Here is a 25,317-nt window from a genome sequence, read left to right on the forward strand (position 1 = left end):
CAAAGCGACAGACACCTCGGTTTCCCTGGTGGGGGCCGGAGAAGATGATGATGGTTCGGTCTGTACGGCAGGCGCCGTTGCCTGGGTTGAACCGCGGGTCGGGCCATCATCAATGTTCAAAAGTGTACGCCATTTGTCGCTTCGATTTCCAGAACAATATCTGATATATCTGATTTCTGTCAATGGGAAATATTCATTATGTGATCTTGTTATCATTATATGATAAAAATGTGGCTGGCGAGATCGTTTTTCAAATGCATTGATTTTTCTTGAACTTTGAAAAACGGTGGCGTATACACTTGGTCATAATATGAACTTTTCTCATAATATGATTTATCGGAGGTTGCATGTCAGACATCAAACGCCACGGCACCCCCACGGGCGGGGGGCTTCCCATCTCCAAGGCAGTGGAGGCCGACGGCTGGCTCTATGTCAGCGGTCAGGTTCCGCGAAACGAAAAGGGTGAGCTGCTGGCCGGCAGCATGAAAGCAGAGGCGGAACTCGCCTTTGACAACATGGTGAAGGTCCTTGAAACCGCCGGATACACCCTGGACAACGTGGTCCGGGTAGGGGTGTGGATCGACGATCCCAGGGATTTCCCCGAGTTCAACAAGGTGTTCGCCGCCCGATTCTCCCCTGCCCACGCACCGGCGCGGGTCACCATCCAGTCCTCCATGATGTGCGACTGCAAGGTGGAAGTGGACTGCATCGCCTTTAAGGCGTCCTAACCAGGGGCATCATGAAAATCACAGGATCCAAGAGACGATGATATTAGGAAACAGATCGAAAAAATCGGCGGATCGCAGGCAGGTGGATGTGCTCGTCATCGGCGGCGGGGTCACCGGCGCCGGCGTGGGGTTCGGCCTGGCGAAAAAAGGCGTCCGCGTGTGCGTCATCGACGACACCCCGGTGGTGGACCGCGCCTCCCGCAGCAACATGGGCCTTATCTGGGTGCAGTCCAAGGCCCTGGGGATCCCCGAGTACATGCGCTGGGGCTTTAACTCCTCCCGCCATTTCCCCGGGCTCGTCGCCGAGCTCGAAGAGACCTCGGGCATCCACATCCCCTACAACCCCACCGGCGGCCTCATCCCCTGCGTGGGAGAAGAAGAGTACGGCCGGAGGGCCGAGTACATCGAAGGGCTTCGCAAAGAGGCGGGGGACTTTGGCTACAGCGGCACCATGATCAGCCGGTCAGAGCTGGAAAAACTGCTCCCGAAAATTTCTTTTGGCGACAAGGTATGCGGGGCGGCCTGGTGCGAAGAGGACGGCTTTTTAGAGCCCCTGAAGATGATGTTTGCCATGCGCAAGGCCATGGTGAATTTGGGGGGGACCTTCCTGCCCGAATGCCGCGCCCATACCATCCGGCGCGAGGGCTCCGGCTACCTTGTCACCACCAGCCGGGGAGAGATCGCCTGCGACAAGCTGGTTCTGGCCGGGGGGCTGAGCAACCGGCAGCTGGGGGCCTGGTTCGACCTCAAAGTGCCCGTGACCCCGGACCGCGCCCAGGATCTCCTCACCGAGCGGGTGACGGACAACGTGCTGCCCATTCCCATCCTGGGACTCACCCAGACCCCCGGCGGGACCATCATGGTGGGCTACAAGCATGAGTACGTGGGCACGGACACGGGCTTTACCCCCGAGGCCGTGGCTTCGGAAGGGCGGTGGGCCGTCTCTGTCTGGCCCGACCTGGCAAAGCTCCGCGTGATCCGGTGCTGGAGCTGCCTGCGGGTGATGCCCGTGGACGGGCTCCCCATCTACGACACCGTGCCCGGTCACGACAACGTCTTTGTTTTCAACTGTCACAGCGCCGTGACCCTCTCCGGGATCCACGTGGCAACCCTCCCCGACTACGTGCTCGGCAACGGGCTGCCCGAGGACGGCAAGATTTTCAGCCTTTCACGGTTCAACAAGACCGGGGCCAAGTGAGGAAACCATGAGCAAGAAACCAGCCAAGGCGGAGCAGACCGTCACCATCACCGTGGACGGTGAATCCATGACGGTTCCGGAAGGCATCTCCGTTGCCGCCGCTGTCCTGGGACACTCCCACGACAGGCACACCTGCAAGAACAGCGTAACCAACGAGCCCAGGGCCCCCTACTGCATGATGGGTGTCTGCTTTGAGTGCATGATGGAGATCGACGGCAGGCCCAACCAGCAGTCCTGCGTTACCATCGTCCAAGAGGGAATGACCGTCCGGCGTGAACCGGCGGAGCGGGAGGGGAAATGATCCAGCAGCAGTGGGACCTCGTTGTCATCGGGGCCGGACCCGCGGGACTCTCCGCCGCCGCAGCAGCCGCAGAGTGCGGCCTGGAGGTGGTGCTCCTGGACGAGCAGGCCTTTGCAGGCGGCCAGATCTATCGCTCCGTGGACGCCCCCGGCGCCAAGGGGCGCTTTCTCCAGAAGGAGGACCGGGCCGAAGGGCTTCGGATTCTAAGGCGCTTTCAAAAGAGCGGGGCGGCCTACGAACCCCGCAGCACCGTCTGGTTTGCAGAACCCGGACGCGTCCTGGCCACCCGGGACGCCCAGACCCGGGAGTACAAGACCCAAAATATTGTTGTGGCCACCGGGGCCATGGAGCGCCCCGTGCCCTTCAGCGGATGGACCCTGCCCGGGGTCATGGCCGCCGGTGCCGCCGATATCCTCTACAAAAGCGCCTCGGTGGTGCCCAAAGGCCCCATCGTGGTGGCAGGGAACGGGCCCCTGATTCCCCTGATCACCAACCACCTCCTGGAGCTGGGAGCCGATATCGCCGCCGTGGTAGACACCACCCCCAAGGCCAACATCATGAAAGCCGCTCCCCATATGCCCATGGCCCTCCGGGACATCCCCTTTCTCTTCAAAGGGCTCAAGATGGTGGCCAAGATGACCCGAAGCCGCGTGCCCATCTATCGCAACGGTTCTGATATCACCGCCTTCGGCAAAGATCGCCTGGAGCGGGTGAGCTTTGCCGTGGACGGCACTCCCCGCAGCGTGAGCGCCGCCACCCTCCTGGTCCATGAAGGGATTCTGCCCCGCACCCACATGAGCCGGGCCCTGGGCCTCGACCACGCCTGGAATCCGGTGCAGCGCTACTGGTATCCGGTGTGCGACGAAAACGGGAAAAGCAGCCGGGAAGGCATCTACGTGGCCGGGGACGGAGTCTTTGTCCACGGCGCCGCCGCAGCCGCGGCCAAAGGCGAGCTGGCAGGCATCGACGTGGCCCGCTCCCTTCGGGTGCTCACCGATGAAGACGCCAAACGAAAGCGCACCCGCCCGCGCAAGGTGCTGAGCAAGGCCCTGGCCCCGCGAAAGTTCGTGGACGGTTGGTTCGCCCCCCGCAAAGACCTCTACGAGGTGGACGACGATGTCCTGGTCTGTCGCTGCGAAGGGGTCACGGCCGCGGCCATCCGCGAGGCCGTCAAAGAGGGGTGCCACGAAGTCAACGATATCAAGGTCAGGACACGCTGCGGCATGGGCCCCTGCCAGGGACGCATGTGCGGCCCGGCCCTGGCCGAGATCGCGGCAAACGCCCTGGAACGTGAGGTCCCCGACGTGGGCTCCCTGCGTATCCGCCCCCCCATGCGCCCGGTCCTCTTCGGCGAGATCTGTGGCCTCGGTGGCGGGGACTAAGACGAAAAACGAAAAAGCAAAAGCGTGCCTCCGGCGGCCAGGGGATACATCCCCTGGACCCCAGGGGCGCGAATGCTCGGGGCTCGTTCCTCGCCCTTCACATTCGCTGACGGGCTTTGCCCGTGATGATTTTGATGTGGGGGGGCACGTGCAAGTCAGGGATCGCAATCCGGTCGTTGTTTCGCTTATCTAAGGGCATCTTCATATGGATCCTTTGGCGAAAAAACATTCCCGAATCTGGGCACACAGGCAAAACCAGATAATCTTCAAGGCACGGTAACGTATCCAGGTATTTCAAAGCCTGTGCGACACCCCGTGTCAGCCGTCAACTTAGTATATCGGGCGAAGCCCGAGCCGAAGGCCCTTGCGGTTTGGCCCGAGGAACGAGGGACAAACCGCAAGGGCAATGAGCTTTCGAGGTGGCTCACCTCGCCGCCGGAGGCATGCTTTTCGAACATAGCAAGGAGGGATGATGATTTTAAAGGGCGGTCTTCTTCATACGGACACCCCCATTGGTGTGCTGTGTCTGGAGTCTTATTTTCCCAAGCCCCCGGGGCATTTGAGGAATCCGGTGACCTTTGATTTTCCGGTCACCTACAAGGTGTTGCGCGGGATCGATGTGCCCACGCTTCTTTTCAACCCCACCCCGGAGCTGGTGGCGCCCTTTATTGAGGCGGCCAGGGCGCTGGAGCGGGAGGGGGCCATGGCCATCACGGGCAGCTGCGGGTTTCTTGCCCGGTTTCAGAAGGAGCTCACCGAGGCCGTGAGAATTCCGGTCCTTGTCTCCAGCCTCATCCAGATTCCCATGGTGCGGACGCTCCACGGGCCGGATGCCGTCATCGGGGTGCTTACAGCCAGCAGGGATGCCCTGACCCCCATGCATTTTGCCCAGGTGGGGGGAGACATCAACGACGTGGTCATCAAGGGCATGGAGGGGTGCCCCGAGTTCTGGGAGACCATCATCGAGGCCAGGCGCACCGACTTTGACATGGACCGACTGGAGGCGGAGATCTGCGGGGCAGCCGAGGCCCTGATGGCAGAGCACAACCTTGATGCCCTGGTGCTGGAGTGCACCGACCTTTCCGCCTTTGCCCGGAGCATCCAGGAGCGCATCGGCTGCCCGGTGTACGACATCGACGGGCTCATTGAGTACGCTCGCTACGCCGTGAAACGCAAGGTGTACCACGGGCTGTAATGGCCTGACGTGACTTCCATGGGAAGGGCCGTCTCGTTTAAAGATGCCTCCGGCGGTCCTGCCGTGACCGTTGAAAAAATCGAGAAAGCTCGACCGAAACGGAGCGCCGCACTCCGGTGCGGCATTTTAGTCCGTCGTTACCCGTGCCGCACAGGAGTGCGGCGCTCCAGGGGCAAGAGGGTTCCGGGGGTGATGTAAATATGCCGATGCTCTAAACGTTGATCAGGGCACGTTTGGTTGAACGGCGGATGTGATTTGACCCGAGGAATCCGCCTGCACCGTGCCTATGCGGCTCTATTCGACCCACGTCAATGGGCTACGGCGCGACAAGCGAGGGGCACCGCATTCGCCGCCTGCTTTCAAGGTGGGAGGCCGTGCAGCTAAATCGATAATGGGCAAGGGACGACAACGTATCCTGTTACGTCGAAGCTTGTGAGCCAGTCCGCACAAATCGCAAGGGCAATGAGCTTTCGAGGTGGCTCACCTCGCCGCCGGAGGCTGGCTTTTAACCATATCAGGCCACTTACCGGCGCATTGACGAACCCCTGTTGACCCTTGAAAGGGGAGCTGGTAGATTCACCCCATTATGATTAAAGGAGCTCAAAGCGCATACCGGATCCTCAACATCCTCACCCTTATCGTGGAGGAGAGCGAGGAGACCGTTTCACCCCGGGAGATCAGCGAACGGCTGGGCATTCCAGCCCCCACCGTGCACCGGCTTCTCTCGGTCCTCAAGGAGTGCCGGTTCGTCTCCTGCGACCCCGCCACCAAGGGGTACCGGGTGGGTGACGAGTGCATCATCCGACCCAATTTCGACCGCGACCAGCGGATCCTTTCCCGGTTCTCTCCCCTGGCCCACGAAGCGGCCCAAACCTTCGGGTACACCACATCCCTCTATTCCCGGGACAACGACGACTGCACCTGCGTGGAGCGCGTGGAAGGGACCCACAATATCCAGGTGTTCTCCAGCCGGGTGGGGGAACGACGCCCCCTGGGGCTCGGCTCCTGTACCTTAGGCATTTTGTCTGTTCTTCCCGTTGAGGAAGGGGACGCCATCCTGGCCCGCAACGAGCCCGAACTCAAAGAGCGGATGGTGGGAAGCTGGGATACCCTTAAACTCTTCCTCGAGATCTCCCGCAACCGCGGCTACGGCTACGCCTACGACTTGGCCGTGGACGGGGCCGTGGGGCTTGCCTTTCCCCTGTGCTCCGGTGGCGAGGTGGTGGGCTCCGTCACCGTGGATGCCTTAAAGGGCGCCGAGTGGGACAACAAACTCGACGACATGGTCGCCTTCTTTCGAACCCGCCTCAACCAGCCAGCCAAAAAATAAACGTTACTGCTCAGTTTGCCTCCGGCGGCCCTGCCGGGGGCCAAACTTTTGAAAAGTTTGATAAACAGGTTTTGTTTGGTTTTTGCGGAAGCCGTCGCGAATCATTTCACCCCGATGAACGAGGGGTGAGAGAATTCGTATTCTGGGGCTCAGGAGATCATCACCTGCCCACCAGAGTTATCCCGGTTAAAGTCAAGCGAACCCCAAATGTCCTTCATCGTGTTTCCAGAAGAACGAAATAGGCCTTTCCTGCAAAAACGATTGCCACATGTCACACACCACGCGAATGCCCCGAAAGAGTGTGTAAAACGACTGCCTCCATGCATTCGCCATAGGGTTTCAAGGTGCCCCCACCTTGCCGCCGGAGGCTTTTTTTCGTACTTTAACGATAGAATGCAGTTTTTCGGAACTAAATAGCTACCCAAATTTTGTATGCTTTTTTGTCTTGTCTCAGTCCCGTGCCTTACCATGTTTGCCAATGGAGGTTTTCAGGGGCCCATTTCTCTTTGGGTTTGGGGTTGCCTGACGGGGTCCCTAAGGGGATGACGTTGAGGGGGACGATGTGGTCGGGCAGGTTCAGGATGTCGCTTACGGCGTCCATGCGCTCCTGCAAGGGGTAGACGCCGGTCCAGACCGCCCCCAGCCCCTTCATTTCACAGGCGAGCAGGATGTTCTGGGTGGCGGCGGAGCAGTCCTGGACCCAGAAGGGTTCCTCCACCCCCTCAAACGCTTTGGAGAGATCGCCGCAGACCACAATGGCTGCGGGAGCCCCTTTAACGAACACTGCGTAGGGGAGCACGGCACCGAGTCGGGCCAGCACCTCGGGGTCATCCACCACCACAAAGGCCCAGGGTTGTTTGTTGCCGGCGGTGGGGGCGGCCATGCCGGCCTTGATGAGTTGCGTTAACGTCTCCCTTGATACGGTTTCTTCTGTAAATTTCCTGACGCTTTTGCGTTGATAAAAGATGTTGAAGGGATCCATGTGCTGTCTCCTGATAAAAAAAGGTGGGAATCATACGGCTGTAGCGCGTACAATGTTAATTTTGTGTGGTTTGCGTTTGGCCGAGGGCCTGTTCTCGGTCTTGTTTCCTGTGGACAGTATAGGAAGCGGGGCGACGCGGGACAAGCAGGCACTTTTTTGTGCCTTGGTCACATGGAGGGAAGCTTTTCGGGATACCGGGGAGTTGGCAGGTTAATTGTGGGCGACATGTATGTGATGGGGGAGGATATGCTGCAAAGTGTGTTTGGGGTGCTGGTGTTGACGGCCATGGCCTGGGGGATAAGTGAACAGCGCCGGGTGTCCCAGGGGCGCAACATTCTCATGGGCCTGGGGCTTCAGGCGGCTCTGGCCTTTCTGTTGTTGAAGTGGGCCGTGTTTCGGGATGTTTTTATTGCCCTCAACGGGGTAGTACTGGCCCTGGAGGAGGCCACCCAGGCGGGCACGGGGTTTGTGTTCGGGTACTTAGGGGGCGGGCCGCTTCCCTTTGAATCCGGCGTGCCGGGTGCGGACTTTATCCTGGCTTTTCGTGCCCTTCCCATTCTTCTTGTGATGAGCGCCCTCTCCTCCCTGCTCTTCTACTGGGGCATCCTGCCCAGGGTTGTGAAGGGGTTCTCCTGGCTTCTGACGCGCAGCATGGGCGTGGGCGGTGCCCTGGGGGTTGGGGCTGCGGCCAACGTGTTTGTGGGCATGGTGGAGGCCCCGCTGCTGATCCGTCCCTATCTGGCCCAGCTCACCCGAAGCGAGCTCTTTGCCGTCATGACCTGCGGCATGGCCACCGTGGCCGGCACGGTCCTTGTCCTTTACGCAGGGTTTGTGGGCACCATTCTTCCCGGCGCCCTGGGGCATATCCTCACTGCGTCCCTTATCAGCGTGCCTGCTGCCTTCATGGTGGCACGGCTCATGGTGCCGGAAACCGAGGCTGTTACGTCGGGTGCCCTTGTCCCTGAGCAAACCGTCTCCAGCAGCATGGATGCCGTCAATCAGGGTACCCAGGCCGGGCTGACCCTTTTCCTCAATGTCACGGCCATGCTCCTGGTTCTCATCGCCCTGGTGCACCTGATCAATCAGGGCATGGGGCTTCTGCCGGGGCTGGGGGGCGAGCCCCTGACCCTGCAGCGGATTTTGGGGTGGCTCATGGCACCCCTGGTCTGGCTTATGGGTATTCCCTGGTCCGAAGCCCCGGCAGCGGGGAGCCTCATGGGGGTAAAGACCGTTCTCAACGAGCTTCTGGCCTACATCCGGCTGGCCAATCTTCCCGAGGGGACCCTCTCCCCCCGGAGCCAGCTCATCATGACGTATGCCCTTTGCGGGTTTGCCAACTTCGGCAGCCTGGGCATCATGTTGGGCGGTCTCAATGCCATGGTCCCGGAGCGCCGGGAGGAGATTGTGGGCCTCGGTCTGAAGTCCATTGTCTCCGGCACCCTGACCACCTTGATGACCGGAGCCATGGTGGGGATCATGGTGCCATGAAAGGATTCTTCCTGAAGGGCGTGTGAACGCACCCGGCTGGTCGGGATCCCGGCTTCGGTTGTTGCACTGTGGAATATTTTGTGTATGATCAATGTGTTGTTCTGGCTGTGGCTATGGGCGATGCCCCGTGGCCTGCCGGATCGGTTGGTGTCGGATGTGTTGATTTCTGTTTTTGAAGTGGCTTGCCTTCACGTGCAAAACAAGGAGAGAACAGGATGGAAAAAAACACGCTGTCTCATCCCTTTAACGCCGGCCTGGAGCCTGGGCCTATTCACAAAAACAAGGTGGTGACGGCCCGGGAAGCCGTGGAGATCGTCCAGAACGGCGACGTGATCGGTCTGGGTGGCTTCGTGGGGAGCGGGTTTGCCGAAGAGGTGGCCATGGCCCTGGAGTCGCGGTTCCTCTCCACCGGGTCCCCTGAGGCGCTGACCCTTTACTTTGCTGCGGGACAGGGGGACGGAAGGGACCGGGGGGCCAACCACCTGGCCCACGAGGGGCTTGTGAAACGGGCCATCGGCGGGCACTGGGGGTTGATCCCCAAGCTGCAGAAGCTGGCCATGGACAACAAGATCGAAGCCTACAACTTTCCCCAGGGCTGCCTGGCCCATATGCTGAGGGACGCAGGGGCCCACAAGCCGAGGACCATCACCCGGGTGGGCCTTGGCACCTACATCGACCCCCGCAACGGCGGGGGTAAAATCAACGGGCGCACCACCGAGGAGTTGGTGGAGCTCGTGACTTTTGACGGCAAAGAGTACCTGGCCTACAAGACCCAGCCCATTGACGTGGCCATTATCCGGGGCACCACCGCCGACCCGGACGGGAACATCAGCATGGAAAAAGAGGCCCTGACCCTGGAGAGCCTCTCACTTGCCATCGCGGCGAAAAACAACGACGGGTTTGTTATCGCCCAGGTGGAGCGTATCGCCGGAAAAGGGGCCTTGAGGCAGCGGGACGTGAAGATCCCGGGCATCATGGTGGACTGCGTGGTGGTGGCAACCGCAGCGGAAAACCACATGCAGACCTTTGACGTCCCCTACAACCCCGCCTTTGCCGGGGAGTTCCGGGTACCCCTCTCCTCCATAAAGCCCCTTGCCCTGGATGAGCGAAAGATCATTGCGCGGCGGGCCGCCTTTGAGTTGATCCCCAACAGCGTGGTGAACCTGGGGATCGGCATGCCCGAGGGGGTTGCCAACGTGGCCGCCGAGGAGAATGTCTTTGATTACATGACCCTCACCGCAGAGCCGGGGGTCATCGGCGGTATCCCTGCAGGCGGCCTGAGTTTCGGGGCCGCCGCCAACGTGGATGCCATCATCGACCAGCCCTACCAGTTCGATTACTACGACGGGGGCGGCCTGGATATCACGGTCCTGGGCCTGGCCCAGGCCGATGGGGCCGGCAACCTCAACGTCAGCAAGTTCGGCCCGAGGCTCGCCGGGTGCGGTGGGTTTATCAACATCAGCCAGAACGCCAAGAAGATCGTGTTCGTGGGCACCTTCACCGCAGGGGGGCTCAAGGTGTCTGTCTGCGACGGGGCCTTGTGTATCGATCAGGAGGGGAAGGTGAGAAAATTTGTGGATGCCGTGGAGCAGATCACCTTTTCAGGGCATGTCGCCACAGAGACTGGAAACCCGGTCCTGTATGTCACCGAGCGATGCGTGTTTACCCTGTCCCCCGAGGGGCTGGTGCTGACGGAGATCGCCCCGGGCATCGACCTGGAGCGGGACATCCTGGCCCAGATGGATTTCCGGCCCCTGATCCCTGAGACGCCCCGGACCATGGATCCCCGGATTTTCGCCCCGGAGCCCATGGGGCTCAAGGACGAACTCCTCTCCATCCCCATTGACCAGCGGCTGGTCTATGACGTGGAACAGAAGGTCTTTTACGTCAATTTCGAGGGCCTGGCCATTCGGTCCCGCCATGAAATCCGCACCATCGACGAGCAGGTGGCGGCCATCTTGTCGCCGGTGGGGCATAGGGTCAAGGCCATCGTCAATTACGACAACTTCGATATCTCCCCCGAACTCATTGATGAGTACATGGACATGGTGAAAAGTCTCATGAACCGGTTCTACTCCGACGTGACGCGCTACACCACCAGTACCTTCATGCGGATGAAGATGGGGGATTCCCTCAAGGCGAGAAATCTTTCGCCCCATATCTACGAAACACTTTTGGAGGCTTCTGACGCGCTGAAGTAGGAGCCTTGCGAAAAGAAGGGAGCACACAAGCCCGGTGGTCATCGCAGACCACCGGGCTTTTTTTGTTGAACATTAGGAAAATGGAGGGGTGATAATTTTTTATTGGAATTTGGCGGGTTTTTCTGAGGTTGCGGCGGGGTAGTTAGAAAAAAGAGTGGCAGGGATGTCTCGTTTAAATATCCTGTTATTGTTGTCGAAAGTGGGTGTCGCTTTGAGGTCTGAGGAATAAGGGCAAGGTTAAGAAATTTTTATTTTCGTCCGATATGAATGGAGACCGGCTCGCGGTTCAGGAGCTTTTTTCCGGGACACAGGGAAAGGCGGCGAGCCCAATTGATTCGATGTAAAGGAGTTTCTTTTTGAGCTATTTAACCATCAAGAAAAAGTTGATCGCATCGTTTTCCCTCGTGGCTCTCATTCCCGTCGCAGTGATCTGCGGGGTGACGCTGGTGGAGGTGAACACCATCTCCGAGGCCCATTTTGTCGATTCCACGACCCGCGAACTCAAGCAGCTGGACAATGCCATGGTGCAGTTCGCCGACATGGTGAAGACGTCGGCGCGGTATGCGGCGTCGCGGCCGGAGGCTATGGGGGCGGATCGTTCGGTGTTGAGCTACCTTCCGGGGGCCGTGGCCCACTCCAATGATCCGGAGCGGGAAGGGCCGGTGAACAGCGCGATGTATCACATGCTGGCAGGGATCGAGGCCTCCAACCCCGCCTTCCATGAGGTGTTCTTCGGGAGCCGATGGGGCGGTTTTGTGTCGTCCCAGAAAGCCGTGCCGCCCAAGGGGTATGACCCGCGTCAAAGGGAGTGGTACACGGCCGCCGCCGAGACAAAGGCTGCCGCGGTCACGTCAGCGTACGAGAGCATGGGAGCTGACGGTGTCCGGGCAGGGGGGATCTCCTTTGTGGCACCTGCCTTCGACCCCTCGGGGGAGCTGGTGGGTGTCGTGGGGATCGATGTGCCGCTGACAAACCTGACCACCATGGCCCTGGACATCAAGATCGGCAAGCGCGGGTTTGTCCTCCTTGCCCAGGGGGACGGGACCATCCTGGCCAACCCAAAGGCCCCTGAGACAAATTTCAAAAAGATGTCGGAGCTGGACCATCCGGTCTTTGCAAGCCTTGACCGCATGCCCGAGGGCCGGGTGGAGCTGGAGGAGGACGGGGTGGCGTACGACGCCTGCGTCTACACGTCACCGGTACTGGGGTGGAAATACGTCGGCGTCATCGAAAAAGAGGAGGTCATGGCCTCCATGCACAAGCTGGTGGTTGCGGTGGTTGCCATTGGCGGGGTGCTCCTTGCCCTGTTCGTGGGGGTTGCCTTTTTCATCGCCAACGCCATCACCCGGCCCATCAACCGCACCTCGGAAATGCTGCGGGATATCGCCGAAGGGGAAGGGGATCTGACCCGTCGCCTTGAGGTGGCTTCCAGCGATGAGCTGGGGACCCTTGCCACGTGGTTCAACGCCTTTGTGGAGAAGATCCACACCATTATCCGGGAGCTCTCCCTGCATGCGGAGAAGGTTACCGGGGCAGGGGGCGAGCTTTCCGGGTTGTCGGATGAGATGTCCGGCGGAGCCGGTGAGATGAATGAGCTTGCAGGGGGCGTCACCCGGTCCGCCGAGGAGATGAGCGCCGTCATGGTCAGTGTGGCGGCTTCGTCCGAGCAGACGGCCACCAACGTCAACACGGTGGCGTCTGCCACCGAAGAGATGCGGGCCACCATCGCCGAGATCGCCAAGCGTTCGGAAAAGGCACGGGATGTGACCTCGGACATGGTTGATCAGGCCCATGGGGCCAGGGAAAACATGGATGCCCTGGGCCAGGCCGCCACAGAGATCGGCAAGGTCACGGAGACCATCACCGAGATCTCCGAGCAGACCAACCTCCTGGCCCTGAACGCCACCATCGAGGCGGCCCGTGCCGGAGCGGCAGGCAAGGGGTTTGCCGTGGTGGCAGGGGAGATCAAGGCCCTGGCGGCCCAAACCGCCGAGGCCACCGGTGAGATCCGCTCGCGCATCAACGGGGTTCAGTCCTCTTCCGCGCGGTCGGTGGAGGGGATCAATCGCATCGCAACGGTCATCGAGGAGGTCAGCGAGCTGGTGGCCGCCATCGCGGCAGCCGTGGAAGAGCAATCCGTCTCCACAGGGGAGATAGCTGAAAACCTGGCCCAGGCCTCGGCCGGGCTCCAGGAGGTGAACAGCCAGGTAGCCCGAAGCTCCGGTGTGGCCGAAGAGATTGCCCGGGACATGGGGGCTGTGAGTCGCTCGGCACATCAGCTGTCCGACGGCAGCGGCATGGTCCATGACCGGTCGGAAGATCTCTCCAGGCTTGCCGGTGGGCTGAATTCCGTGGTGGGGCAGTTCAAGGTGTGACGGATGGCCTGATGGGATGTTCGGCAGGCAGGGTTAACGCATTTAGATTTTTGCCTCCGGCGGCCCTGCCGGGGGCAAAACTTTTGAAACGTTTGATAAACAGGTTTTGTTTTTTGCGGAGGCGTCCCTACAGGGCATAGCCCCTCTTCTTTTCTTACTTATCAAGGCGCTTATCTTCAGCCCCTGCGGGGGTGAAGATAAGCGACTTGATTACCGAAAAATTTTTGCGGAGCTTTTTTCAAAAAGCGACCCGCCGGAGGCAACTGATTTTTTAAATGCGTTGACCGTCCTGTAGGCTATCAGGGAAAAGGTGGCACCTGCCTGATCGCTGCATGGGGTCGCATGCAAAGAGACATATCTGCGTCCATGTGGAAGGGCTCGGTGATTTTTGAGAATCGCCGGGCCTTTTTTTGCGTCGGTGCGGGGTGTTGGGCGAAGGGATTTCGCTTGTGTCGCAGTGAAAACGAAATAGCTTAATTACTGTATCTCAAGGGTTTGATTATGTGCCTGTATGCATAGCGCATGCGTTTTATTTGATTGATTTGTATGGTGTGCAAAATAATATTAAAGAATTCTAGCTCCGGTCCGATATGAAATTGGGCCATCCCGTGGGAAGGGGTCGTGTTTCTTAATGCTTAGGGAATATCGACAGGTTCAATGGATTTGAAATGAAGGAGTTTTTTTTGAGCTATCTGACAATCAAGACAAAGTTGATTGCTGCGTTTTCTCTCGTGGCATTGATTCCCGTGGCGGTGATCTGTGCGGTGACCGTGGTGAAAGTGAACACCATCTCCGAGGCGAATTTCGTCGATTCAACAACCCGTGAGCTCAAGCAGCTGGACAACGCCATGGTCCAGTTCGCGGACATGGTGAAAACATCGGTGGCGTATGTGGCGGCCAGGCCGGAGTTGAAGGGGGCGGACAGCTCGGTGCTGAGCTATCTTCCGGGGGTTCCGGACCACTCCGCCGACCCGGAAAAAGAGGGGCCGGTCAATGCTGCGATCTATCGGGCCCTGACGGGGGTACAGGCATCCAACGACGCCTTTTACGAGGTGTTTTTTGGAACCCGTTGGGGCGGGTTTGTGTCGTCGAATAAAGGCGCCTTGCCTCCCGGCTACGATCCGCGCAAGAGGGGCTGGTATCAGGGTGCCGTCGAGGAGAGGGTTCCTTCTGTTACCCCGGCGTACCAGAGTTTGACCGGCACCGGCACCATGGCCGGTGTTATCTCTGTGGTGGCACCGGCCTTTGACCCATCGGGGGCGCTGGTGGGGGTGGCGGGGATCGATGTACCACTGACAAATCTGACAAAGATGGTCCTGGACATCAAGATCGGCAAGCGCGGGTTTGCCATGCTCGCCCAGGAGGACGGGACCATCCTGGCCAATCCCAAGACCCCGGAGACGAATTTTAAAAAGATGTCGGAGCTGGATCATCCTGTCTTTCATACCCTTGACCGCATGTCCGGGGGGCATGCGGAGCTGGAGAAAAACGGGATCGTGTACTATGCCTGTGTCTACACCTCACCCGGGCTGGGGTGGAAGTATGTGGGGGTTATCGAAAAGGACGAAGTGATGGCCTCCGGGCACAACATGGTTGTTGCGGTGGTTTCCATCGGCGGGGCCCTTCTCGCCCTGTTTGTGGGGCTTGCTTTTCTGTTTGCCAATGCCATTACCCGGCCCCTCAACCGCACCTCTGACATGCTGCGGGATATCGCCGAAGGGGAAGGGGACCTGACCCGTCGCCTTGAGGTGGCATCCAAAGATGAGCTTGGGACTCTTGCCACGTGGTTCAATGCCTTTGTGGAGAAGATCCATGCCATCATCCGGGAGCTCTCCCTGCACGCGGAGAAGGTCACCGAGGCTGGGGCAGAGCTCTCCGGGTTGTCGGATGAGATGTCCGGCGGAGCCGGTGAGATGAATGAGCTTGCAGGGGGCGTCACCCGGTCCGCCGAAGAGATGAGCGCCGTCATGGTGAGTGTGGCGGCTTCGTCCGAGCAGACGGCCACCAACGTCAACACCGTGGCAGCGGCAACCGAAGAGATGCGATCCACCATTGCCGAGATCGCCGAACGCTCGGAAAAGGCGCGGGGTGTGACCTCGGACATGGTTGACCAGGCCCATGGGGCCAGGGAAAACATGGATGCCCTGGGCCAGGCCGCAGCAGAGATCGGCAAGGTCACGGAGACCATCACCGAGATCTCCGAGCAGACCAACCTCCTGGCCCTGAACGCCACCATCGAGGCGGCCCGCGCCGGAGAGGCAGGCAAGGGCTTTGCCGTGGTGGCAGGAGAGATCAAAGCCCTGGCGGCCCAGACCGCCGAGGCCACCGGGGAGATTCGCTCCCGCATCGACGGGGTGCAGGCCTCATCCGTGCAGTCGGTGGAGGGGATCAATCGCATCTCAACGGTGATTGAGGAGGTCAGTGAGCTGGTGGCCGCCATTGCGGCAGCCGTGGAAGAGCAGTCCGTCTCCACGGGGGAGATAGCCGAAAACCTGGCCCAGGCATCGGCGGGCCTTCAGGAGGTGAACAGCCAGGTGGCCCGGAGCTCCGGTGTGGCCGAAGAGATTGCCCGGGACATGGGGGCGGTGAGTCGCTCGGCACATCAGCTTACCGACGGCAGCAGCACGGTCCATGACCGCTCGGAAGATCTCTCCCGGCTTGCCGGTGGGTTGAATTCGGTGGTGGGGCAGTTCAAGGTCTGAAAACAGGAGTACTTTGCAACCGGCAGGGAGCCCATGGCCAGTGGTTCCCTGCCCATGGCTCTTTTCAACGGATCATCACCAAACACTCACACAATCCGAACATCCTTTCATAATAGTCTCCCGTGACAAAAGAGCGCGCATGAGCCCATGGCAGCGCTCCTTTTATTTACCCATTCCATCACGGGAGGACCCCATGTCACCATGTCGTCGTTTGTCTATCCTCATCACCACCACTGTGCTTGTCGCAGGGCTTTTTGCTGTTTCAGCGACAGCGGCTCCGTTGCCGGGCGCCAAAGGGGAAAAGGCGAAATACGTGTTTCTGTTTATCGGGGACGGCCTGGGCATGCCCCAGCGCGCCGCAGCCACGGAGTTTCTCAAGGATTGCGGCAAAGAGAGGCGCCTGGTCATGGAGGCCATGCCCGTGCACGGGGTCACCTCCACCCATGCGGCGGATCGGTTCATTACGGGGTCTGCCGCCGCAGGAACGGCCATGGCCACAGGGGTGAAGACCAACATCGGGTGCATCGGGGTGGACCCTTCCTTTCGGCCGGTGGCCACCCTGGCCGAGCGGGCCAAGGGCAGGGGCTATAAGGTGGGGATCGTCTCCAGTGTCTCCATCGATCACGCCACGCCTGCGGCCTTCTACGCCCATGAGCCTTCCCGGAGCATGTACCATGAGATCGACCACGCCCTGGCCGAAAGCGACATGGATTTTTTTGGCGGGGGAGGCATGAAGGACCCCGAGGGGAAAAAGTCCGAGGCGCCCCGGGGCAATGCCCTGGCCGCGGCAAAGGCCAACGGGTTTACCGTGGCGGACACCAGGCGGGAGATCATGGGCCTTAAAAAAGGCTCGGGCAAAGTTATCGCCGTCAACCCCCGCCTGCCCGACGGCAAGGCCCTGCCCTACGACATGGACCGGAACCGAAAAGATGTGAGCCTTGCCGAGTTCACGGAAAAGGCCGTGGAGCTCCTGGACGGAGAGGCCGGTTTTTTCCTCATGGTGGAGGGGGGCAAGATTGACTGGGCCTGCCATGCCAATGACGCAGCCGCCGCCGTCAAGGACACCCTGGCCTTTGACGACGCCGTTGCCGTTGCTGTGGATTTTGCCGAAGAGCACCCCGGCGAGACCCTTATCGTGGTCACCGGCGACCATGAGTGCGGGGGACTTGCCTTAGGGTTTTCCGGCACCAAGTACGCCACCTCCTACAGCCTCATGAACCGTCAGACCAAGAGCCACCAGGCCTTTTTCGACGACGTTTTTGCGGATCACCTTAAGAAAAAGGGGAGCTTCGAGGCGGCCATGAAGCTGGTCAAGGCCCACTTCGGCCTGGCCCCGGACGCCGACGGCCCCCTCGCCTTGAAACCCTTTGAAGTGGCCGAACTCAAGCGCGCCTTTGACGCCAGCCTCCGGGGCGAAACCCTCAAACCCGGCATGGCCGACTACATGCTTTACGGCAGCTACGACCCCTTTACCATGCAGCTGACCCACCTTCTCAACCGCAAGGCAGGCCTCGGCTGGACCACCTACTCCCACACCGGCGTGCCCGTCCTCACCTCGGCCTCCGGCCCAGGAGCCACCCTGTTCGGCGGCAGCTACGACAACACCGACATCGCCAGGAAGATCGTCCGCGTCATGAATCTTTAAAGGCACAATGTGCCTTCTATGGTTAAAGTCGGGAGCAAAAGCCAGCCTCCGGCGGCGAGGTGAGCCACCTCGAAAGCTGGTTGCCGTTGCGATTTGTCCCTCGTTCCTCGGGCCAAATCGCAACGGCCTTCGGCTCGGGCTTCGCCCGATACAAAAACCGGAGGTTTATGAAGGGCATTTTGGATTCGTTTGACCTTAACCGGAATAATTCAGTAAATCACGGGCGCAGCCCGTAAGCGAATGCGACAATCCGAGGCACGAGGATTGGAGCATTCGCGAACCAGGGGTGGTGAAGATGACAAAAAAACGGGATCGGGTTTCCCTGGGCGTGTTTGTGCTGGTGACTCTGGTGCTGCTTCTCTGGCCTGCGGACAGGCCCGATGACGGCGGGGTGAGGTGCAGGGCCACGGTGCTTTCCGCAGACAACGGCCAGGTGTTGCGGCACGGGCTCATCAAGACCGGGTTCCAGAAGCTGGAGTTGCGGGTGGAAAACGGGCCCTATGCCGGAGAGGTTGTTTCGGCCGCCTCCAATCTCATGGGCAAGCTGGAGCTCGACGCCTTTTACGGGGAGGGGGACAGCCTCCTTGCCGTCCTCACCGTGGGGGAGGGTGGAGAGGTGATCCACGTGACCCCGCGGGACCATTACCGGCTTACGGGGCTCTGGGTGATGGTGGCCCTTTTTTTCGGGCTGCTCCTCATCACGGGGGGAGAGACCGGAGCCCGGGCCCTGGTCTCCTTTGTGCTGACGGGAGCCATGATCTGGAAGGCAATGATTCCAGCCCTTTTGGCGGGGTGGAACCCTCTTTTCGTCTCCTTCGGGGTGGTGATGATCCTTAATTTTTCCGTGATCTTTCTGGTGGGCGGCCTCAACCGTCTGGGGCTCACCGCCTTTTGCGGGGCAACCCTGGGGATCCTTGCCACCTGCCTTATTGCCCTTGTGGCGGGCAAGGCCATTCACCTCAACGGGGCCGTGAAACCTTTTTCCGAGGCACTGCTTTACGCTGGGCACGCCGATCTTTCCCTCTCCCTGATTTTTATCGGAGGGATTTTCCTTGCCTCATCCGGGGCCGTGATGGACCTTGCCATGGATATTTCCGCCAGCATGGCCGAGGTCGCACGTGTGGACGCCACCCTCTCTCCCGTGGCCCTCATGGGTTCCGGTCTCCGGGTAGGGCGCTCCGTCCTCGGCACCATGACCACCACCCTCCTTCTGGCCTATTCCGGCGGCTTTACCTCCCTTCTTATGTCCATGATGGCCCAGAACGTGCCTCTTTCAGTCATGCTCAACACCCCGTGGGTCTCCTCTGAGATCATCCATACCCTTTCCGGCAGCATCGGCCTTGTGACCGTGGCCCCCTTTACCGCCATGTGCGGGGCGGTGATCTACAGGCGGGGTGCCGCGCCAGCCTGTGACGCTGTGGCGCGGGCCGCCTGATTGCTGAAGGCCACCGGGCTCTCCCCGAAATAGCGTTTGAACTCCCGGCTGAACTGGGTGGGGGACTCGTAGCCGACCCGGGTGGCGGCTTCGTTGACCCGTGCCCCGGAGAGGACCAGCAGGTCCCGGGCTTTGTTGAGCCGGACCTTTTTGATGTACTGGATGGGGGAGGAGGCGGTGACCTCTTTGAAAGCGCGGTGAAAGGCCGACGGGCTCATGTTCACCAGCCCGGCGAGCTGGTCCACGTCCATGGGGCGGTGGTAGTGGCTGTGGATCTGTTTGAGGACCTTGTCGATGCGGGACAGGTGGGTGTTTTTTACGGCCAGGGCGTAGAGGGAGGCGGCGTTGTCTCCGCACATGACCCGGAAGAACAGCTCTTTAAGGAGAGCGTCTCCGAGTACTTCGGCCTCCATGGGAGAGGTCAGGGCCCTGAGAAGGCGGGCGGTGGTCTCTTTGAAGGGGGCATCGGCCTCGGCCAGGAAAAGCCCCCGGTTGGTGTCGCCGGTGTCGGCAAAGGGGGGGAGGTGATCCCCCATTTTGCCGATGACGGTGCTCACGTGGGCGAGGTTGATGTCGATGAGCATGGCCAGAAAGGGCTCCTCTTCGGTTGCCGGGGCTTCGCATTCCGCGGGTATGGGAACCGACATGACCAGATAGCGGTCCGGGGTGTATTCGTAGGCTGTCTCCCCTAAGAAGACCCGTTTTTTCCCCTGCCCAACGATGATGATGCCCTGGGTGTAGAGGAGGGGGGAACGTGGTGAGCTTTGGGTGGCTTTGTAGATTCGCACGCCGTCAAGACGGGTGGCGTTGAGCCCCACCGAGGGTGCGAGCCTGTTCATGAGTTTTGCGGTTGTTGTCATGGTGCTTCCTTGCGCTTGTGACCTTTGCCTGGTGTCCGGGATAAAAAACAGTCTACCACAAAGAGCCTGGTTCTGCTTTGATAAGCAGGAATGGGCATGATTTCGCGAGGATTGTGTATTCCAATAAAAAGGCGATGTATTATTGTATTTACAGCAATAAACTGAAACCCTAATCGGAGAATGCATCCATGCTTGATTTTGATTTTTATAACCCGACACGTATTGTTTTTGGCAAGGACAGACTGGCAGAACTGGACACCCTCGTCCCCAAAGGGGCCAAGGTGCTGGTTCTTTACGGGGGCGGCAGCGTAAAGCGCTTCGGAACCCTGGAGAAAGTAACAACGGCCCTGAAAGAGCGGGACGTGGTGACCTTTGGCGGCATCGAGCCGAACCCCAAGTATACCACCCTCATGAAGGCGGTGGAGGTGGTCAGGGCCGAGAAGGTCGATTTCCTGCTGGCCGTGGGGGGCGGCTCGGTGATGGACGGCACCAAGTTCGTGGCCCTGGCCTCCGGCTTTGAAGGCAACCCCGAAGAGCTTCTGGCCTGCGGGTTTAACCCGGTACCGGTGGAGACGGCCCTTCCCCTGGGCACGGTGGTGACCCTTCCCGCCACAGGCTCGGAGATGAACTCCGGCGGCGTCATCAGCCATAACAAGGGTAAATTTCCTGTGTTCAGTCCCCTGTCTTTCCCCGTATTTTCCATTCTGGACCCCACCCTGACCGCTACCCTGCCTCCCACCCAGGTGGCCAACGGCATTGTGGACACCTTTATCCACACGGTGGAGCAGTATGTCACCTACCCCGTATCGGCAGGTTTTCAGGATCGAACCGCCGAAGGCATCCTCCAGACCCTCATCGAGGTGGGAGAAAAGACCCTGGCAGACCCCGAAGATTACGACGCCCGGGCCAACCTTGTCTGGTGCGCCACCATGGCCCTGAACGGGCTCATTGGCGCAGGGGTGCCCCAGGACTGGACCACCCACATGATCGGCCACGAGCTCACCGCCATGTTCGGCATCGACCACGGCAAGACCCTGGCCGTGCTTCAGCCCTCCATCTGGGCCTTGAGAAAGGAGCAGAAGCGAGCCAAGCTTCTCCAGTATGCCGAAAGGGTGTGGGGCATCACCGAAGGGGATGAGGATAGCCGCATTGACGAAGCCATCGGAAGGACCCGGGCCTTTTTCGAGTCCCTGGGCATCCGTACCCGGCTCTCAGATTACGGGGTGACCGAAGACAAGATTGATGACGTGGTGAAAGCCCTGGAAGCCCACGGCATGGTGGCCCTGTCCGAGACCGGGGACGTGACCCCCGAGGTGAGCCGCCGGATCCTGGCCCATGCCCTCAACGGAGCATAGTTCTTCTTAAAGGGCTGCCAAAGCGTCCCTGGCGGCTGAGGAAAAAAGTAAAAAGATGTCTCTTGAGGCTCTTTCGTTTTTATGGGTTCCATCGTTATTCCTTAAGAAGAAACACCCCGACAAAGATCATGCCCGTGGCTGCAAAGTCTGCGGGCGTGATGGGCTCGCCCACCAGGAGAACACCGATAAAAAGGGCCACCACCGGGGGCAGGTAGGTGACGGAAGAGGCCGCAACCGCCCCCATGGTGTCCACGATGTAGTAATAGAGGATGTAGGCCAGGCCGGTTCCCAAAAGGCCCAGGCCCACGACGAGACCCGCTGAGGCGTGGGGGGAGGTCCAGATGCGTCCGATGCCCGAGGTGTCCGTGGCAAGGGCCAGGATAAGAAGGCCGAAGCCGAGCTGATAGGTGGTGAGGGCGGCTGCCGGGATGTGCAGGGGGACGATGAATTTCCGGGCATACACAAAGGACGCCCCCACTCCCAGGGACCCTGCCACCATGTAGCCGACCCCTTCCAGGTTGGTGGTGAGCACCTCCTGGCCCGAGGGTCTTGCGATGAGCACCACCCCGGCAAGGGCCACGAGCACGCCGCACAGTTTGCGCACCGTGGCTTTTTCTTCGGGGATAAAGACAATGGCCATGACAAAGGCGAAGAGGGGGATGGCTCCGCTGACGGCCCCGGCAATGCCCGAGAGCAGCAGGCTGGCCCCTTTGGCAAAGCAGTAGTAGTAGAACGCCGTGGCCAGGACCGACATCACCAGAAAGTGGTGCGCATGGCGGGCGTGGGCAAGGCGCATGTCCCGCCTGACCCCTGCATAGGCCAGGACAGGAAGGAAGCCGAAACATACCCGGTAGAGCACAACCTGACCGGGGGTGATCAGGTCCACAGCCATTTTCATGTAGATAAAGTTGCTCCCCCAGACAACGCCCAAAACAGCAAAAATGAGAAGGGGGAGGTGGCTTTTGTGTGATGTCATGGCTTGTGGTTCCTTTTGTGCTCAGGCAAAAAAACACGCTTCCGGCGATGAGGTGTGAGCCTCGAAAGCGGATTGCGCAACTCTGGGGTGTGGAAGGGGACTATAACAGGAAACCATCGTTGAGGTTTGAACAAAATTGCGGGGGGTGGGGAGATGTGGGGGGCTCTACGGTTCTGCCTCCGGTGCAGGCACACGAAAGCAAAAGGGCGGAGAGTCCGACTTGCGGCCTCCCCGCCCCTTCGGGGCTTGCTATGTCAATGCCATGACATAAAGGTTTCAACGGCCTCCTGGGATTCAGGTCGCAAGTTGTCTATGCCTTCATAGGGCTTGCCTTTGCCGATCTTGGCGTGTGGGTATTTTTTGATGCCCATCATGTGCCGTGTGAGCATGTCCTGAAAACTGGCACCCGACCACAATGCCGCCTTGATAAGCGGGGTCATTTCGCGGGGGTCCCGTGCGAGGTCAAAGACCGGTGCGGCGGCTCCGGGAACGCCGGGGCCCGGCATGTGCATCTTGAATTTCTGTTTGACGATGGAGCGCAGGACAACCCCCTCATAGATGTACACATAGTCCCTGCGGCCGTTTCCTTCCCCTTCGATGAGCAGGGCGGTCTGGTCGATGCCGTCGATGATCCTGTCCGTGGGGATGTATTTGGTGGCGTCTCCCAAACGGGCAAAGGTCGTATACAGGTCGCAGACGTGGATCATGTCCCCTGCCAGGGTGTCGGGTTTGATGCCCGCAGGCCACCGGGCAAAGGCATTGACTCGGACGCCGCCTTCAAGGTGGTCCAATTTGCCACCGCGGTAGATCATGTCGTTCATACCCGTGATTTCTTGGTACCCAGCCAGAAACGGACCGTTGTCTCCCATGAGGACAACCAGCGTGTTGTCTGCGATACCGAGGGTGTCCAGCTCATCGAGGATCTCTCCCACCCATCCGTCAAGCTGGTTCATGCTCTCGACCATGGTGCCGCCGTTGAGCGTTTGGAACTGCTCTCGGTCGCTGCGGACGAAGTTGATCGGGATCAGGGGCCAGTACTGAAGGAAGAACGGTTTCTCCTGGTTGGCAAGGGCTCGCAATTGCTCCAGCGTCTGTGTCTGGTAGCGCTGGTTCATCTCATTGTACTTGTCCTGGGTCCACTGCTCTCCGGCCTCCATCCCTACCTCATGGGCATCCTTGCCCTTGTACGCTTCAACGCCGGTGACAAGACCAGCGGGTTTGAATTTATTGTCCAATGCGAATTTGTCCGTGTAAGAGCTTTTTGCATGGCCGGTCAAGGAGTTGGCCTGCTCGGCATCTTCGGTCATCAAGGAGAGTTGTGCCTGTTGATGCAGGGGGAAAGCTGCAAAATCGAATCCCTGGTTGTGGGGGTAGGACTCCTTGATGTCGCCCATGTGCCATTTTCCGATATGAACCGTGGCATACCCAGCCTTGGAGAGCACCTCCGCAATGGTCACCTCGCTTTTGGGAAGCCCTTCGCCGATAAGGGCCACCTTGACCTCTTTGAGTCCGGCTCGAACGGGGTGGCGACCCGTCATCATCGCCGTGCGGGTCGGTGTGCATGATGGCTCGGTGTACATGCGCATAAAAGAGAGCCCTTCGTCGGCCAGCTTGTTGATGCGCGGGGTCTGGGTACCGCGCACATAGTTGAGTTCGGGAATGCCGAACTCCCCGAATCCCACGTCGTCAATGAGGATGTAGAGGATGTTGGGCTGCTTTCCTCCATTTTTCTCCCTGATTTCTGCCAGCTTTGTGTCAATTTGCTTGTCCTGTTCCGCCCATGCGTCAACGTGTTGGGCTTTGACGAAATTGTATTCGCCGTCATGCACAATGCCGCTGGCGCAGGCAAAGGTCCCCATGGACAAAGCGATGACTGTCAAACCGATTAGTCTTGCGAGTCGCATGATACGCTCCTTGTGTGTCTGAGGTTAAGGTGGGGGGCTTTTTTGCTGTGGTGGCTACAGCAGGGCTCTCGTCATTCAGGCATCGTTGCGGCCGATAAGGCGATACAGTGTGGCGCCGAGGATACCGCCGATAATGGGGGCTACCCAGAAGAGCCACAACTGGGTCACCGCCCAGTCGCCCACAAACACAGCCACCCCCGTGCTGCGGGCAGGGTTTACCGAGGTGTTGGTCACGGGGATGCTGATCAGGTGGATCAGGGTAAGGCACAGGCCGATGGCAATGGGGGCAAAGCCCTGTGGGGCGCGTGGGTCCGTGGCCCCTAAGATGACGATGAGGAACATGGCGGTCATGACCACTTCGCACACCAGGGCCGAGGGCAGGCTGTACCCTCCGGGTGAGTGCGCTCCGTATCCGTTGGACGCAAACCCGTCGGCCAGGGAAAAGCCGGGTTTGCCGCTGGCGATGAGGTAAAGGATTCCTCCTGCGGCAATGGCGCCGAAAACCTGGGCCACGATGTAGGGCACCAGCTCTTTTCCCGAAAACCGGCCCCCGGCCCAGAGGCCGAAGGACACAGCCGGGTTGAGGTGACACCCGGAGATGTGGCCGATGGCAAAGGCCATGGTCAGAACCGTGAGGCCGAAGGCCAGGGAGACCCCCAGCAGGCCGATTCCCACATTCGGGAATGCCGCTGCCAGGACAGCGCTTCCGCATCCGCCGAGAACCAGCCAGAATGTGCCGATAAATTCTGCGCCGTACGCTTTCATGATGTGCTCCTTTGCGGGTAAGGGTGTTCACAAAAACATGCATAGGGTTGGGCTGGAAAAAGAAAAGGGGTGTGCCTTGATATTGCCACCGCCTGGCGGACAGCCGGTTGGCTGGAGGGGCTCTGGGGCATGGGGCTTGGAAGGTGTTACGCCGGGGCGCTTGGGGAAGGTCAGTGTGGCGGTTTGATTTGGAATAATATTTTATACTTAAGGGCGTGTTTTGGCAAGGCCTTACCGGCGCAGGTGAGTGGGGCATCCCGCGGTGTGATATGGCCTGCCGGGCTTTCTCGTTTTCTGTCAATGGTTCGGTGTCGCACTTTACCCGGTGGTTGGTTCGTCTTTTTTCGAATTCGAAAATATGGTGCGATGGTTCTTGGCTATACATCAGCCCTTTGTCACGCTGCAGACGTGTACTAGTTTCCGGATGCCGGGAGTTGTCGATGCTCTGGGTGTTGGGAGAGACGCCTGGAATCGTATTTATGGCCAATATAGAGG

18 protein-coding genes are annotated in these 25,317 nt (G+C 59.8%); 13 read left to right on the forward strand and 5 right to left on the reverse strand.

What is annotated here, in order from left to right; translation table 11 throughout:
* Nucleotides 1–347: 347 nt before the first annotated feature.
* The 6 genes from ACOYW0_RS13675 (at nt 348) to ACOYW0_RS13700 (ending at nt 6,134) form a co-directional block, all read left to right on the forward strand.
* Nucleotides 348–728 (forward strand): RidA family protein, encoded by a 381-nt coding sequence (locus tag ACOYW0_RS13675; protein WP_180137486.1) that lies wholly within the window; start codon nt 348–350, stop codon nt 726–728.
* 37 nt (nt 729–765) lie between these two features.
* Entirely contained in the window at nt 766–1,926 is a 1,161-nt protein-coding gene (locus tag ACOYW0_RS13680) for an NAD(P)/FAD-dependent oxidoreductase (protein ID WP_482414422.1), read from the forward strand.
* 7 nt (nt 1,927–1,933) lie between these two features.
* Entirely contained in the window at nt 1,934–2,227 is a 294-nt protein-coding gene (locus ACOYW0_RS13685) for a (2Fe-2S)-binding protein (RefSeq protein ID WP_482414423.1), read from the forward strand.
* Complete coding sequence (locus ACOYW0_RS13690; RefSeq protein ID WP_482414424.1) at nt 2,224–3,609, forward strand: FAD-dependent oxidoreductase; 1,386 nt, start codon at nt 2,224–2,226, stop codon at nt 3,607–3,609. Before ACOYW0_RS13685 ends, ACOYW0_RS13690 begins: the two co-directional genes overlap by 4 nt.
* Before the next feature lie 469 nt (nt 3,610–4,078).
* On the forward strand, nt 4,079–4,804 hold the full coding sequence (locus ACOYW0_RS13695) for an aspartate/glutamate racemase family protein (protein ID WP_218950952.1): 726 nt from the start codon (nt 4,079–4,081) through the stop codon (nt 4,802–4,804).
* Between the two features lie 586 nt (nt 4,805–5,390).
* The gene (locus tag ACOYW0_RS13700; protein WP_482414425.1) at nt 5,391–6,134 is read left to right on the forward strand and encodes an IclR family transcriptional regulator; all 744 of its coding nucleotides are present in this window, start codon (nt 5,391–5,393) and stop codon (nt 6,132–6,134) included.
* Nucleotides 6,135–6,597: 463 nt separating this feature from the next.
* On the opposite strand, the gene ACOYW0_RS13705 is transcribed toward ACOYW0_RS13700, so the two are convergent.
* Nucleotides 6,598–7,116 carry a nitroreductase family protein gene (locus tag ACOYW0_RS13705; RefSeq protein WP_482414426.1) on the reverse strand — a complete coding sequence of 173 codons (519 nt, stop codon included), beginning with the start codon at nt 7,114–7,116 and terminating at the stop codon, nt 6,598–6,600.
* A 246-nt stretch (nt 7,117–7,362) separates the two neighbouring features.
* Between ACOYW0_RS13705 and ACOYW0_RS13710 the strand changes: the two genes are divergently transcribed.
* From ACOYW0_RS13710 to ACOYW0_RS13735, 6 genes are all read left to right on the forward strand, one after another.
* Entirely contained in the window at nt 7,363–8,604 is a 1,242-nt protein-coding gene (locus ACOYW0_RS13710; RefSeq protein WP_482414427.1) for a NupC/NupG family nucleoside CNT transporter, read from the forward strand.
* 215 nt (nt 8,605–8,819) lie between these two features.
* Entirely contained in the window at nt 8,820–10,805 is a 1,986-nt protein-coding gene (locus tag ACOYW0_RS13715; RefSeq protein WP_482414428.1) for an acyl CoA:acetate/3-ketoacid CoA transferase, read from the forward strand.
* 356 nt (nt 10,806–11,161) lie between these two features.
* Nucleotides 11,162–13,180: a methyl-accepting chemotaxis protein gene (locus tag ACOYW0_RS13720; RefSeq protein ID WP_482414429.1), complete on the forward strand. Its 2,019-nt coding sequence runs from the start codon at nt 11,162–11,164 to the stop codon at nt 13,178–13,180.
* Nucleotides 13,181–13,863: 683 nt separating this feature from the next.
* Complete coding sequence (locus ACOYW0_RS13725; protein WP_482414430.1) at nt 13,864–15,882, forward strand: methyl-accepting chemotaxis protein; 2,019 nt, start codon at nt 13,864–13,866, stop codon at nt 15,880–15,882.
* 193 nt (nt 15,883–16,075) lie between these two features.
* Nucleotides 16,076–17,527 (forward strand): alkaline phosphatase, encoded by a 1,452-nt coding sequence (locus tag ACOYW0_RS13730; RefSeq protein ID WP_482414431.1) that lies wholly within the window; start codon nt 16,076–16,078, stop codon nt 17,525–17,527.
* Between the two features lie 295 nt (nt 17,528–17,822).
* Entirely contained in the window at nt 17,823–18,962 is a 1,140-nt protein-coding gene (locus ACOYW0_RS13735) for a YibE/F family protein (protein WP_482414432.1), read from the forward strand.
* Here ACOYW0_RS13735 and ACOYW0_RS13740 read toward each other — a convergent pair.
* Nucleotides 18,911–19,822, reverse strand: a complete 912-nt coding sequence (locus ACOYW0_RS13740; protein WP_482414433.1) for an AraC family transcriptional regulator — start codon at nt 19,820–19,822, stop codon at nt 18,911–18,913. The two genes, ACOYW0_RS13735 and ACOYW0_RS13740, sit on opposite strands and share 52 nt — an antisense overlap.
* A gap of 188 nt (nt 19,823–20,010) precedes the next feature.
* On the opposite strand from ACOYW0_RS13740, the gene ACOYW0_RS13745 reads away from it, so the two are divergent.
* Complete coding sequence (locus tag ACOYW0_RS13745) at nt 20,011–21,177, forward strand: iron-containing alcohol dehydrogenase (RefSeq protein WP_482414434.1); 1,167 nt, start codon at nt 20,011–20,013, stop codon at nt 21,175–21,177.
* Nucleotides 21,178–21,271: 94 nt separating this feature from the next.
* Here the strand turns inward: ACOYW0_RS13745 and ACOYW0_RS13750 are convergent, their stop codons facing one another.
* The 3 genes from ACOYW0_RS13750 to aqpZ all read right to left on the reverse strand — a co-directional run bounded on the left by ACOYW0_RS13750 (nt 21,272) and on the right by aqpZ (nt 24,822).
* Entirely contained in the window at nt 21,272–22,153 is an 882-nt protein-coding gene (locus ACOYW0_RS13750) for a DMT family transporter (protein ID WP_482414435.1), read from the reverse strand.
* A gap of 254 nt (nt 22,154–22,407) precedes the next feature.
* Nucleotides 22,408–24,057 (reverse strand): sulfatase-like hydrolase/transferase, encoded by a 1,650-nt coding sequence (locus ACOYW0_RS13755; protein WP_482414436.1) that lies wholly within the window; start codon nt 24,055–24,057, stop codon nt 22,408–22,410.
* Nucleotides 24,058–24,132: 75 nt separating this feature from the next.
* Nucleotides 24,133–24,822 (reverse strand): aquaporin Z, encoded by a 690-nt coding sequence (aqpZ, locus tag ACOYW0_RS13760; RefSeq protein ID WP_482414437.1) that lies wholly within the window; start codon nt 24,820–24,822, stop codon nt 24,133–24,135.
* Between the last annotated feature and the right edge of the window lie 495 nt (nt 24,823–25,317).

The organism is Desulfoluna sp. HI9BLuna, from assembly GCF_056829775.1.